At 53.4% G+C, this 13221-nt stretch carries 13 protein-coding genes; 3 read left to right on the top strand and 10 right to left on the bottom strand.

All coding sequences use genetic code 11. The features are described from left to right. Nucleotides 1-24: 24 nt before the first annotated feature. Together GUC46_RS23255 and pepQ are read right to left on the bottom strand one after the other, a co-directional pair. Nucleotides 25-639: an IMPACT family protein gene (locus GUC46_RS23255; RefSeq protein ID WP_003841252.1), complete on the bottom strand. Its 615-nt coding sequence runs from the start codon at nucleotides 637-639 to the stop codon at nucleotides 25-27. Continuing rightward, on the bottom strand, nucleotides 639-1970 hold the full coding sequence (pepQ, locus tag GUC46_RS23260; RefSeq protein ID WP_003844657.1) for a Xaa-Pro dipeptidase: 1332 nt from the start codon (nucleotides 1968-1970) through the stop codon (nucleotides 639-641). The genes GUC46_RS23255 and pepQ overlap by 1 nt, the downstream gene beginning before the upstream one ends. A 189-nt stretch (nucleotides 1971-2159) precedes the next feature. Here pepQ and fadB point away from each other — a divergent pair, with 189 nt between their 5' ends. Both fadB and fadA read left to right on the top strand, forming a co-directional pair. After that, a complete protein-coding gene (gene fadB, locus GUC46_RS23265) occupies nucleotides 2160-4349 on the top strand; it encodes a fatty acid oxidation complex subunit alpha FadB (protein ID WP_003017855.1) in 2190 nt (729 codons plus the stop codon). Nucleotides 4350-4358: 9 nt separating this feature from the next. Next, nucleotides 4359-5522 carry an acetyl-CoA C-acyltransferase FadA gene (gene fadA / locus GUC46_RS23270; RefSeq protein ID WP_003017858.1) on the top strand — a complete coding sequence of 388 codons (1164 nt, stop codon included), beginning with the start codon at nucleotides 4359-4361 and terminating at the stop codon, nucleotides 5520-5522. Between the two features lie 178 nt (nucleotides 5523-5700). Here the strand turns inward: fadA and GUC46_RS23275 are convergent, their stop codons facing one another. The 4 genes from GUC46_RS23275 to ubiD form a co-directional block, all read right to left on the bottom strand. Then, nucleotides 5701-6681: a LacI family DNA-binding transcriptional regulator gene (locus tag GUC46_RS23275; protein WP_049001677.1), complete on the bottom strand. Its 981-nt coding sequence runs from the start codon at nucleotides 6679-6681 to the stop codon at nucleotides 5701-5703. Between the two features lie 7 nt (nucleotides 6682-6688). After that, nucleotides 6689-7603, bottom strand: a complete 915-nt coding sequence (locus tag GUC46_RS23280; RefSeq protein ID WP_049012680.1) for an ROK family protein — start codon at nucleotides 7601-7603, stop codon at nucleotides 6689-6691. 227 nt (nucleotides 7604-7830) lie between these two features. After that, a complete protein-coding gene (fre, locus tag GUC46_RS23285) occupies nucleotides 7831-8532 on the bottom strand; it encodes an NAD(P)H-flavin reductase (protein ID WP_003017873.1) in 702 nt (233 codons plus the stop codon). A 40-nt stretch (nucleotides 8533-8572) separates the two neighbouring features. Continuing rightward, nucleotides 8573-10066: a 4-hydroxy-3-polyprenylbenzoate decarboxylase gene (ubiD, locus tag GUC46_RS23290; RefSeq protein WP_003841240.1), complete on the bottom strand. Its 1494-nt coding sequence runs from the start codon at nucleotides 10064-10066 to the stop codon at nucleotides 8573-8575. A gap of 204 nt (nucleotides 10067-10270) precedes the next feature. On the opposite strand from ubiD, the gene rfaH reads away from it, so the two are divergent. Next, nucleotides 10271-10759, top strand: coding sequence for a transcription/translation regulatory transformer protein RfaH (rfaH, locus tag GUC46_RS23295; RefSeq protein WP_003017881.1), 489 nt, complete (start codon nucleotides 10271-10273; stop codon nucleotides 10757-10759). Nucleotides 10760-10764: 5 nt separating this feature from the next. On the opposite strand, the gene tatD is transcribed toward rfaH, so the two are convergent. From tatD to tatA, 4 genes are read right to left on the bottom strand one after another with little or no spacing between them, the layout of a single operon-like run. Then, complete coding sequence (gene tatD / locus GUC46_RS23300) at nucleotides 10765-11547, bottom strand: 3'-5' ssDNA/RNA exonuclease TatD (protein WP_003017882.1); 783 nt, start codon at nucleotides 11545-11547, stop codon at nucleotides 10765-10767. Nucleotides 11548-11588: 41 nt separating this feature from the next. After that, nucleotides 11589-12380: a Sec-independent protein translocase subunit TatC gene (gene tatC / locus GUC46_RS23305; protein ID WP_003017884.1), complete on the bottom strand. Its 792-nt coding sequence runs from the start codon at nucleotides 12378-12380 to the stop codon at nucleotides 11589-11591. Nucleotides 12381-12382: 2 nt separating this feature from the next. Beyond that, the gene (gene tatB / locus GUC46_RS23310; RefSeq protein ID WP_044714745.1) at nucleotides 12383-12931 is read right to left on the bottom strand and encodes a Sec-independent protein translocase protein TatB; all 549 of its coding nucleotides are present in this window, start codon (nucleotides 12929-12931) and stop codon (nucleotides 12383-12385) included. Between the two features lie 3 nt (nucleotides 12932-12934). After that, on the bottom strand, nucleotides 12935-13189 hold the full coding sequence (tatA, locus tag GUC46_RS23315) for a Sec-independent protein translocase subunit TatA (RefSeq protein WP_003017888.1): 255 nt from the start codon (nucleotides 13187-13189) through the stop codon (nucleotides 12935-12937). Nucleotides 13190-13221: the final 32 nt, after the last annotated feature.

Genomic DNA, 13221 nt, shown 5'->3' on the forward strand with positions numbered 1-13221 from the left:
TAGTTCTTTAAAATGAGGTGGGGATTATTCTTCAATCGCTAACAATTGCAATGAACCACGACTAAAATCCGCCAGTTTTGCCGAAAACTCATCCACTTTGGCAAAAGGAAGCGCCACCCTGAGTCGAACAAAAGCCTGGTAATCACTGGCAACGACTTTACCGTCAAACTGCCCCAGCAAAGCTTCAATGCCTGCCAGCTGACCGTACTCACACTGCAAAGTATATTCGGTTAATGGCGTCTTGCGCTGTGTCGTTAACTGGCGCAACGCCTGATTCACACCGCCGCCGTAGGCTTTTACCAATCCTCCAGTACCGAGAAGGATACCGCCGTAGTAGCGCACGACTACAGCGGTAATCTCACCGACACCGCTCCCCATCAGCTGTGCGAGCATCGGTTTACCTGCCGTACCCGCCGGTTCGCCATCGTCTGAAAATCCTAGCTGCTGCGAGTCATTGGGCGCACCCGCCACCCACGCCACGCAATGGTGGCGGGCGTCCGGGTGTTCCGCTTTGACTGATTCAACAAACGCTTTTGCCGCTTCTACGCCGTCCGTATGGGCGAGCAGCGTAATGAAGCGGCTTTTTTTGATCTCTTCAACGACGCTAACCGGCCCCGCAGGGATTAACCAACTGTCCATTACGCCAGTTTCAAATCCCGAGTCATGTTTTCGATATTGTTTTCGTGGACCACCACGTTGTCTTCAATACGAATACCGCCGAACGGTTTCAGGGCTTCAATTTTCTGCCAGTTGAAGTGTTTGCTGAACTGCCCTTCACGCCACGGCGCCAGCAGAGATTCAATGAAGTAAATGCCCGGTTCGATGGTCAGAACCATGCCCGGTTGCAATACGCGGGTGCAACGCAGGTAAGGATACTTCGACGGCGCGGCCAGATGGGTACCACTGTCATCCTGCATAAAGCCAGCGACATCATGTACCTGCAGGCCCAACTGGTGACCAATGCCGTGTGGCATAAACGGCCCAGTAAGATCATTTTCTACCATCGCCTCTTCACTCATATCGGTGATGATTTGATGCTTACGCAGCAGCTTCGCGATGCGCTGATGGAACTGAATGTGGTAATCCACGTAGCTGGCACCTGCTTTCATGGTGGCAATCAGCGCCAGCTCTTCGTCGTTAACGTCTTTCACCAGATGCGCATAGTCGTTGTCGCTTTTCGCCGACCAGGTACGCGTCAGGTCTGCCGCATAGCCGTTGTATTCCGCGCCAGCGTCGAGCAAGAAGCTGCGGATTTCAGACGGCGCCTGATGATCCAGCTTGGTGTAATGAAGAACCGAAGCATGCTCGTTAAGCGCCACGATGTTGCTGTATGGCACGTCGGTGTCGCGGTGACCGGTGGCAGTCAGGTAAGCGAGGTTGATGTCAAACTCGCTCATTCCGGAACGGAACGCTTCTTCTGCTGCACGGTGTCCATTTACCGCCATTTTCTGCGCTTCGCGCATACAGGCCAGTTCGTAGTCCGTTTTATAGGCACGGTAATAATGCAGGTAGTCAATCACCCCTTTCGGGTTGATGTTGCTGGCCGCGATGTCCAGTTGCAGGGCACGTTCCGGAACCGGGCCAATGTAACCGATATTGCCGCGAGCAGCAGGCAGTTGGCTACCGATACCATCCGCTTTCGGCAGCGCGATGATCTCGATTTCTTCCGTCCAGAAAGAGGTCGGCAGCGGCTCAACGTTGTGCCAGTAATCGACCGGCAGGTAGAACCACAGTTTCGGCTTGTTTACGCCATCCACCAGCAACCAGCAGTTAGGAACCTGCGTGACAGGCACCCAGGCTTTGAATTGCGGATTGACCTTAAACGGGTACGGATGATCGTCGAGAAAGACGTTAACAAGTTCGCCTGAGTGAATAAGTAACGCATCCAGCTTGAAGCGCTCCAGCGCGTCGCGCGTCCGTTCTTGTAAGGTAACGATATGATTTTTATAGAGTGCGGCCAGTGATTCCATTTTCTATCCTTCTGTTTTTTTGACCTCAAGTCTCCGCATCTTAGCACATCGCTTTGTGAGTGCGTGATTTCTGCCGAGCGTGATCGAATCGTCATTTCTTTAATCATTCATTTGCATTTTATTAACATAAAACACACACTTCGATTCATCTGGTATGACCAGATCACCTTGCGGATTCAGGAGACTGACATGCTTTACAAAGGCGACACCCTGTACCTCGACTGGCTGGAAGATGGCATCGCCGAACTGGTGTTCGATGCCCCTGGTTCGGTCAATAAACTCGACACGGCCACCGTTGCCAGCCTGGGCCATGCGCTTGATGTGCTGGAAAAACAACCGAATTTAAAAGGGCTGCTGCTGCGCTCTAACAAAGCAGCCTTTATTGTTGGTGCCGATATCACCGAATTCCTTTCACTGTTCCTCGTGCCTGAAGAGCAACTGAGCCAGTGGCTGCATTTTGCCAACAGCGTCTTTAACCGCCTCGAAGATCTACCTGTTCCGACCCTCTCAGCGGTAAATGGCTATGCGTTGGGCGGTGGCTGCGAGTGTGTCCTGGCAACCGATTATCGTCTGGCAACGCCGGACCTGCGCATTGGCCTGCCAGAAACCAAGCTGGGCATTATGCCGGGCTTTGGCGGCTCTGTGCGTATGCCACGTATGCTGGGTGCGGACAGCGCGCTGGAAATTATTGCGGCAGGTAAAGACGTTGGTGCTGAGCAGGCGCTAAAAATCGGTCTGGTCGATGGCGTAGTGAAGCAAGACAAACTGCTTGATGGCGCGATCGCGGTATTACGTCAGGCGATTAACGGCGACCTCGACTGGAAAGCCAAACGTCAGCCTAAGCTGGAGCCGTTGAAACTCAGCAAAATTGAAGCTGCTATGAGCTTTACCATCGCCAAAGGCATGGTGGCGCAGACGGCAGGTAAGCATTATCCCGCACCGATTACCGCGGTAAAAACCATTGAAGCAGCGGCTCGTTTTGGCCGTGAAGAAGCGCTGAATCTGGAAAATAAAAGCTTTGTGCCACTGGCGCACACCAGTGAAGCTCGCGCGCTGGTTGGGATCTTCCTTAACGATCAGTTCGTGAAAGCCAAAGCCAAAAAGCTCACCAAAAATATTGAAGCACCAAAGCAAGCGGCAGTGCTGGGTGCAGGCATTATGGGCGGCGGCATCGCTTACCAGTCAGCCTGGAAAGGCGTGCCGGTTGTCATGAAAGATATCAACGACAAATCATTAACGCTGGGCATGACCGAAGCGGCCAAACTGCTGAACAAACAGCTTGAGCGCGGCAAAATTGACGGTCTGAAAATGGCGGGCGTGATTTCCACTATTCATCCAACCCTCGACTATAGCGGTTTTGAGCGTGTGGACGTGGTGGTTGAAGCGGTCGTGGAAAACCCGAAAGTGAAAAAAGCGGTACTGGCGGAAACCGAAGATCAGGTTCGCCCGGACACCGTACTGGCGTCGAATACCTCTACCATCCCAATCAACGAGCTGGCTAGCGCGCTCAAGCGCCCGGAAAACTTCTGTGGGATGCACTTCTTTAACCCAGTACACCGCATGCCACTGGTTGAGATCATTCGCGGCGAGAAAAGCTCGGATGAAACCATCGCCAAAGTTGTCGCATGGGCAAGCCAGATGGGCAAAACGCCAATTGTGGTCAACGACTGCCCCGGTTTCTTCGTGAACCGCGTGCTGTTCCCGTATTTTGCCGGTTTTAGCCAGCTGCTGCGCGATGGGGCGGATTTCCGCAAAGTCGATAAAGTCATGGAAAAACAGTTTGGCTGGCCGATGGGCCCGGCTTATCTGCTGGACGTGGTGGGAATTGATACCGCACATCACGCGCAGGCAGTGATGTCCGCAGGCTTCCCTCAGCGTATGCAGAAAGATTATCGCGACGCGATAGACGCCCTGTTTGATGCAAACCGTTTCGGACAGAAAAACGGTCTTGGATTCTGGCGTTATAAAGAAGACAACAAGGGCAAGCCGAAAAAAGAAGAGGATGCCACCGTTGATGATCTGCTGGCAGAAGTCAGCCAGCCGAAACGCGAATTCAGTGATGAAGAGATTATCGCTCGCATGATGATCCCGATGGTCAACGAAGTGGTACGGTGCCTGGAAGAAGGCATTATCGCCAGCCCGGCAGAAGCCGATATGGCGCTGGTGTATGGCCTGGGCTTCCCTCCGTTCCACGGCGGCGCGTTCCGCTGGCTGGATACGCTCGGCAGCGCAAAGTATCTCGATATGGCCCAGCAGTATCAGCACCTCGGAGCGCTGTATGAAGTTCCGGCTGGTCTGCGTGATAAGGCGCGCCATAACGAACCGTATTATCCCCAGGTTGAGCCTGCCCGCCCGGTTGGCAGCCTGAAAACGGCTTAAGGAGTCACAATGGAACAGGTTGTAATTGTTGATGCGATCCGTACCCCGATGGGCCGTTCAAAAGGGGGGGCGTTTCGTAACGTGCGGGCAGAAGATCTCTCCGCACACTTAATGCGTAGCCTGCTGGCGCGTAATCCGGCGCTGGATCCAACCGCGCTGGATGACATTTACTGGGGCTGTGTGCAGCAAACGCTGGAGCAGGGTTTCAACATCGCCCGTAACGCCGCGCTGCTGGCGGAAATCCCGCACTCCGTTCCGGCGGTCACCGTGAACCGCCTGTGCGGTTCATCAATGCAGGCGCTGCACGACGCGGCACGTATGATCATGACCGGCGATGCTCAGGCGTGCCTGATTGGTGGCGTGGAGCATATGGGCCATGTACCAATGAGCCACGGCGTTGATTTCCATCCGGGCATGAGCCGCAACGTAGCAAAAGCGGCGGGGATGATGGGTCTGACCGCAGAAATGCTCTCCCGCATGCACGGCATCAGCCGTGAAATGCAGGATGCTTTCGCCGCGCGTTCACATGCTCGCGCCTGGGCTGCAACACAGTCTGGCGCATTTAAAAACGAAATCATCCCGACCGGCGGTCATGATGCCGACGGCGTGCTGAAGCAGTTTAACTACGATGAGGTTATCCGCCCGGAGACAACCGTTGAAGCGCTCTCCACCCTGCGCCCAGCGTTCGATCCGGTTAGTGGAACGGTCACTGCCGGTACCTCCTCCGCGCTCTCCGACGGCGCAGCGGCGATGCTGGTCATGAGTGAAAGTCGCGCCCGTGAACTGGGTCTGACGCCGCGTGCCCGTATTCGTTCGATGGCGGTAGTCGGCTGCGACCCTTCCATCATGGGTTACGGTCCGGTTCCGGCCTCAAAGCTGGCGCTGAAAAAAGCGGGACTCTCCACCAGCGACATCGGCTTGTTTGAAATGAACGAAGCCTTTGCCGCTCAGATCCTGCCGTGCATTAAAGATCTGGGACTGATGGAGCAGATAGACGAGAAGATCAACCTCAACGGCGGCGCGATCGCTCTGGGCCACCCACTGGGATGCTCCGGGGCGCGTATCAGCACCACCCTGCTCAATCTGATGGAACGCAAAGACGTACAGTTTGGCCTGGCGACGATGTGTATCGGGTTAGGCCAGGGCATCGCAACGGTATTTGAGCGAGTTTAATCAAAGATAAATTCCCCTAAATAATTCGCGCTGCATCGCGGCGGCAACTGAGCGAATCCCCGGGAGCATAGATAACTATGTGACCGGGGTGAGCAAAGGCAGCCAACAAAGAGGCAGAGTGAATTATGACGGGGAAAGGTTTAGTTGCCGTTCTTCCCGCCTGTCAGGGGCGGGTTTTTTATTTCCCTGAACTACCACGCACCACTAACTGCACCGGCAACAGCAGATTCTCTTCCTGATTTTCTTCCAGCAATAAACGCAGCGCTTCACGCCCCAATTGTTGTTTATCAACCGCAATGGTGGTGAGTGGTGGATGTGACCAGGCCGCAGCATCAATATCATCAAACCCCACCAACGCAAGATCTTCCGGGATACGTATACCCTGCTGCGTACACACCCGTTGAACAACCAGCGCTGCCGCGTCGTTATAGGCAAAAATGGCGTCGGGCGGCTCTGGCAGACTGAGCAATTCATTAACCGCCTCCACCAAAGATTGCTCGGTATCCAGCAGTGGCGGCGCAATGGCTTCATACTCTGGCGGCATCAGCAAACGGGCTTCATACAATGCCTGACGGTAGCCCTTCTCGCGCTGACGGATGCTGTAGTGCGCAAGCGAACTGGCAAGAAAAGCGATACGGCTGCGCCCTTGCGCAATCAGATGTTGCGTGGCCAGATAACCGCCCTGGGTATTGTCCGGGTTCACGCAAGGCAGGCCCGGCGCCCAGAGATCCACCAGCACCAACGGAAGTTTCATCTGTTGCAGCAAGCCAAGTAATTCAGGCTCAAAAAATCCCGCGCAGATCAGCGCATCAGGCTGGTGCAACATCACCTGCTCACTCACTGCATCGCCTGGACCAATGGAGAGAAAGCTCAGCGCAATACCATGGTCACGACAGTTATCTTCTATCCCCAGCAGCAGTTGAGAATAAAACGGCAATGCCCGGCTGATATTGTGCTGGCGGTGCAGCAAAAACAGGATGCGTTTGATCTTGTCTGCGCGCAGGCGAGAAAAATCATAACCCTGCTGCTGCGCCACAGAAATAATGCGCAGCCGGGTATCTTCACGTAGCCCTGGCTGCCCTTTCAGGGCGCGGGAAACCGCGCCAACCGAGACACCACAAGCTTCGGCAATGTCCCTGATACGTACAGGTTTCGTCATGTCACTCTCATTGATTTACGCTGGCCTTTTGTGCCCCCAGCCAGGCCGCGCCGCGTACGCCGCTGCTGTCACCGTGTCGGGCCTGAACGATCGGCGTACGGCACTGTTTACCAAATACGTACTGCGCCACTCGCGCCTGCAAGCCTGAGTACAGTAAAGTGATATTGGATACCCCACCGCCCAGCACGATAACATCGGGATCGAGCGTATTCACCACCCCCGCCAACGCGCGCGCCAGCTGATCGCAATAGCGTTCCCATAACAAACAGGCATCTACATCACCCGATTCTACCCGCTGCATAATATGTGGCACACCTGCATGTTGCGCGGTGTGATTCATATACTGACGCTCCAGGCCGCTGCCGGAAATAAAGCTCTCAATACAGTTCACCTGTCCGCAATAGCATGTCACTTCAGCCCCATCCCGAGATTCGTGGTAGCGCGGCAATGCATTATGTCCCCACTCTCCTGCACAGGCGTTAGGCCCAGAGATCAAACGGTTATCGATGCATAGTCCACCGCCGCAACCGGTACCGAGGATCACGCCAAATACCACGCTATGCCCGTGTCCGCTACCGTCCATCGCTTCCGACAGGGTAAAGCAGTTGGCATCATTAGTAACAGGCACAGGTATTCCTAACGCTCGCTCAAGGTCTTGAGCAAAAGCCTGCTGATTCAACACCAGGATGTTCGAATTCTTAATCAAACCTTCGCTATCCACCGCGCCAGGCACTCCAACACCAACCGATAAAGACTGATTAACGGCCAGTCTGGCCTTAGAAATCATCTCCGTCACGGCCTGGAAAAAATCACCGTAACTCTGCTTTGGTGTCGCACATCGCTCGCGGTAAACAATTTCACCCGCGTTATCAATCACCACCGCTTCAATTTTAGTCCCGCCGATATCCAGTCCGAGCCTCATGGTTTTCCCTCGTTGATGTCCAGCAATGTGATGCGATACAGCTTGCCCATTTTGTTTACTAAACAAAATGAGACCCGTCACAAAAAATCAGTTTTATGGTTAATAGACAGGAAAAGCATGTTTACTAAAAATGTGCTGAAAAGAGGAGCAGTGAGACCGGGCTTGCACCCTGTTAGAAGAAGTAAGGTTGGTGATGGATGCGCCGGAAGGACTCCGGCGCACAGCGCTTAAATGAACGCGAACGCGTCGCCAAACAGGCGATCTTCACGTGCCTGACGCTCATTACAGAACAGGTCGCGCGCGATTTTTGCCATCTCAAAACGACCGGCAATGTAGATATCGTGTTCCGCCAGAGTACCGTAATCCTGCAATACTGCCGTTAACACGGTTCCCGTACGACCACGCCAGCCGTCTTCAGGCTGCTCTACCACCGGCTCAACACGCAGGTTCGGGTGATTCACCGACAATGCTTCCAGCTCTGAGAGATCGTAGAGATGCTTCTCTTCGCGCCCGCCCCAGTAAATAGTGATATCGCGGTTGGGATTGCGTGCCAGCGCGGTAAGCAGAATAGAACGCACGTAAGAGAACCCTGTACCTCCGGCAATCAGGATCAGCGGGCGCTCGTCTTCATCACGCAGCCAGGCTTCGCCATGCGGAATATCGACCTTGATTTCCCGGTCTTTCAGAATACGGTCCATCACGGCCATGGCGTAAAGATTTAGCTCAGAGGCGCCAACGTGCAGCTCAATGAATCCTTGCTCGTCCGGCGTTGATGCCATGGAGAACGGACGCTTATCCCTTTCGTCCATCACGACCATTAAATACTGGCCAGCACGAAAGGAAAACGCCGCGTCTGGCACTAAACGAACGCGATATACGGTGTCAGTTATAGCTTCTACCGAGGTCACTTTACAGCTTAAGGTTGTCATGCGCTCTCTCTGTCGGATCAATAGGCAAAACGATCGCGCCTCAGGCGCTTTTGCCGTCATTAAAGATGGCCAGTTCATCCCAAATTGCGTCAATACGCGCAATCACTTCAGGATCTTTTTTAATCGGACGTCCCCATTCGCGTTGGGTTTCGCCCGGCCATTTATTTGTGGCATCCAGCCCCATTTTTGAACCAAGGCCGGAAACCGGCGAGGCAAAGTCCAGGTAATCAATTGGCGTATTCTCTACCAGTACCGTATCCCGGGCGGGGTCCATACGGGTAGTAATAGCCCAAATTACATCATTCCAGTCGCGCGCGTTAACGTCATCATCGCAGACAATAACAAATTTGGTGTACATGAACTGGCGCAAAAACGACCAAACACCCATCATGACGCGTTTGGCATGGCCTGCGTACTGTTTTTTCATCGTCACCACGGCCAGACGATATGAACAGCCTTCCGGAGGCAGGTAAAAATCGACGATTTCCGGGAACTGCTTTTGCAGAATAGGAACGAATACTTCGTTCAGCGCCACGCCGAGCACTGCTGGCTCATCAGGCGGACGTCCGGTATAGGTAGAGTGATAAATAGCATCTTCACGCTGGGTAATGTGGGTGACGGTAAAGACCGGGAAATTATCTACTTCGTTGTAGTAGCCGGTATGATCGCCATAGGGCCCTTCTGGAGCCAGCTCGCCCGGTTCGATGTACCCTTCCAGTACGATTTCTGCGCTGGCAGGCACTTCCAGGTCGTTGGAAATACATTTGACCACTTCGGTCTTGGTACCGCGCAACAGCCCGGCAAATGCGTACTCGGATAATGTATCAGGAACGGGTGTCACAGCCCCCAGAATGGTCGCAGGATCGGCCCCCAACGCCACTGAAACCGGGAAACGTTCACCAGGATGCGCCGCGCACCACTCCTGATAATCAAGCGCGCCGCCGCGATGGGACAACCAGCGCATAATAAGTTTGTTTTTACCAATCAGCTGCTGGCGATAGATGCCCAGATTCTGCCGCTCTTTATGCGGACCACGCGTGACGGTGAGTCCCCAGGTAATCAGCGGCGCGGCATCTTCCGGCCAGCAGGTCATAATCGGAATGCGGTTTAAATCAACGTCATCGCCGGAGTAGATTTTTTGCTGACAAGGCGCACCGCGCAACCGCTTAGTCGGCATGTTCAACACCTGCTTAAACTGCGGCAGCTTATCAAACAGATCGCGGAATCCTTTCGGTGGCTCTGGCTCTTTCAAAAACGCCAACAGTTTACCGACTTCTCGTAGCGCCGAGACATCTTCTTGTCCCATTCCCATCGCAACACGCTTTGGTGTGCCAAACAGGTTACACAGCACCGGCATTGAATAGCCTTTCGGATTCTCAAACAGTAACGCAGGCCCACCGGCACGCAGAGTGCGATCGGCAATTTCAGTAATTTCCAGGTGGGGATCCACCTCAAGCGAAATGCGTTTGAGTTCGCCCTGCTGTTCAAGCAGCGTCAGGAAGTCGCGTAAATCGTGATATTTCATGGCGTCCATTGTGGCCTCTTCGTAAGCGCTTCATTATACGGCGTTCATCATTGTGATGCTGTATTTTTGTTAAATTAGCGTGAACTCTGGCGATACATATAAGCCTTGGGAGTATATACCCATTGGGTTTCAGCCTGCGTTGAGGCGGGTATAATTAACTTAACGCATGGCTTTTGCTATGCTGGCGCTCAGAACAAGCGGATAAGAGTTATTATGCAATCCTGGTATTTACTGTACTGCAAACGTGGGCAACTTCAGCGAGCCCAGGAACACCTGGAAAGGCAGGCGGTGAACTGCCTGACGCCTATGATCACCCTGGAAAAAATAGTGCGCGGTAAACGTACCACAGTCAGTGAACCACTATTCCCTAATTACATGTTTGTCGAGTTCGACCCGGAAGTGATCCACACCACCACTATCAATGCCACGCGTGGTGTCAGCCATTTCGTCCGTTTTGGCGCGACGCCTGCGACAGTTCCTTCCCCCGTTATTCACCAGCTTTCTATCTACAAGCCTGAAGGAATTGTTGACCCGCAAACTCCTCAGCCAGGGGACAGCGTGATTATTACTGAAGGGGCGTTTGAGGGGCTAAAAGCGATCTTCACCGAACCGGATGGCGAAGCACGTTCCATGCTACTGCTTAACCTGTTGAATAAAGAGGTTAAGCAGAGCGTGAAAAATACCGGCTTTCGTAAAATTTAAGCCGTTTAGAAGGTCACTTCGAACAGTGTTCGGACGTTAGCATCAATGGTTGCTGACAGCCATTGAGGATTTTCCCCGCGCCAGTGGGCAATACGCTCAAGAATATGTGGCAGGTGCGCCGGTTCATTGCGCCGTGACGTCGGTTTAGGCGTTAAGTCGCGAGGGAGTAGGTAAGGCGCATCGGTTTCAATCAGCAGCCTTTCCACCGGAATAAACGGCAGCAGTTCCCGCAGTTCCATCCCCCGGCGCTCATCACAGACCCAGCCGGTGATACCGATATAGAGTCCCCGGTCCACGCAGTCCTGCATCTCCTGCCGCGTTCCGGTAAAACAGTGCAGCACCGCGCCTGGGAGGCTATCCAGCCACGGCTCCAGCAACGTCAGAAAACGCTCATGGGCATCCCGACAATGCATGAAAATCGGCATCTGCAGTTCAGCAGCAATGCGCAGTTGCGCCTCAAAAGCACGTTCCTGCTCCTGCGGCGTGGAGAAATTGCGATTGAAATCCAGACCGCACTCGCCAATAGCGACCACCTCAGACTGGTTTGCCAGCGCGATAATCTCGTCTTCCGTTGAGGACTGCCATTGGCTGCTGTCATGCGGGTGCACGCCAGCCGTGGACCAGCAATGCGGATAATGCTGTGCCAACTTTAGCGCCTGCTGGCTTTCGTGCAGGTTTGTTCCGGTCAGAAGCATACCGTTTACGCCCGCAGCAAAGGCGCGCGCCACAACATCATCCCTGTCTTTTGCAAATTGTGAACTGGTTAAATTAACGCCAATGTCAAACATGCTACCTCCCATATGACAACCGCCCTGACGGGCGGTTGAATTTACTCTTCTGTTTTCTCGGTGGCTTCGGCTTCTTTTGCTTCTTCAGCCTCGTTGTCCTCATCTCTCGTACGTCGCTTGCCGACATAGAAACGAGAGAAGAAAACGCCCACTTCAAACAGGCAGTACATCGGTATCGCCAACAACGTTTGCGAGAAGACATCTGGCGGGGTCAGTAACATCCCGACGACAAATGCCCCAACCACAACGTAAGGACGCTTCTTGCGTAAATCGTCTGGCGTCGTAATGCCCATCCAGCATAGCAGCACAATGGCGACAGGGACCTCAAAAGAGACCCCGAAAGCCATAAACAGCGCCATGACGAAACTGAGATAGCTGGCAATGTCCGTTGATACCTGTACGCCTTGCGGAGCCGTGTTGGCCAGAAAACCAAACGCCAACGGGAAGACAACAAAATAGGCGAATGCCATGCCGATGTAGAACAGCAACGAACTGGAGACCAGCAGCGGCACAACCAGGCGACGTTCATGTTTGTACAAAGCAGGCGCAATGAATGCCCATACCTGGTAGAGGATCACTGGCGCTGACAGGATCAGCGACACCATGAAGGTCAACTTGATTGGCGTAAAGAACGGCGAAGCCACATCGGTGGCGATCATCGTTGCACCCTGCGGCATCTGTTTAATCAGCGGTGCCGCAACCATATGGTAAATGTCGTTGGCAAAATAAACCAACGCCAGAAAGATCACGATTACCGCAATAATGCAGTTCAGGAGTCGCTTACGCAGCTCAATAAGATGCGTGATGAGCGGTTGGGTATCTTCTACAGACATGTTTACGGTTTATCACTCGACGAGGGTGAGGATTCGACAACAGGTGCGGCAGCTTTCTTTTCTGCATCCATCAACGTAGCGGAAGTGTTTTCCGTCGGCTCTGGCGTTTTAGCACCCGTGGATTCCGGTTTTTGCTCCGGCGAACTGGCCTGATTTTCAGCGGCGGCAGGGGTGACCCCTTCTCGCTGCGCTTCAACTTCTTTCACCACCGGATTATGGATAGTGTGCGCTTCATCGCTCGCTTTCTCAGGATCGTGCACGCTGTAAGAACGCTTCATCGATTCCGCCGCTTCACGCAGCTCATCCATTGACGCTTTCAGCTCCGGGGTTAGATTTGTCAGGCTCGCTTTCTCTACTTTCTTCAGGCTGTCCTGAAACTCCTGAAGCTTAAGCTCCTGGGTCAGTTCATTCTGAACAGTAGTTGCAAGGGAACGCAAAGCGCGAACCCAGCCAGCAACCGTTTTTACCGCTACGGGTAATCGTTGCGGCCCCAGGACGATGAGGCCGATCACGAACACCAATAACAGTTCGCTAAAACCGATATCAAACACGGATTATACCTGCTCTTTATCTTGGCTTTTGGCGTCTTCCTTTTTCACTTCGCCCTGCTTATCGGTGATGGATTTAGCTGTAAAATCAGCGTCCTGGCTGGTTTTATCTTGCTTAGGCTCATCATCACCCATCGCTTTTTTGAAGCCTTTAATCGATGCACCAAGATCGGAACCGATGGAGCCGAGTTTCTTGGTGCCAAATAGCAGTACAACGATGACGGCAATGATCAACAACTGCCAAATACTGATACCACCCATACATGTTCCTCTGTCATAGATGATGAATTAAT

This window comes from Citrobacter sp. LUTT5 (assembly GCF_009905315.1).
GTDB lineage: Bacteria > Pseudomonadota > Gammaproteobacteria > Enterobacterales > Enterobacteriaceae > Citrobacter > Citrobacter freundii.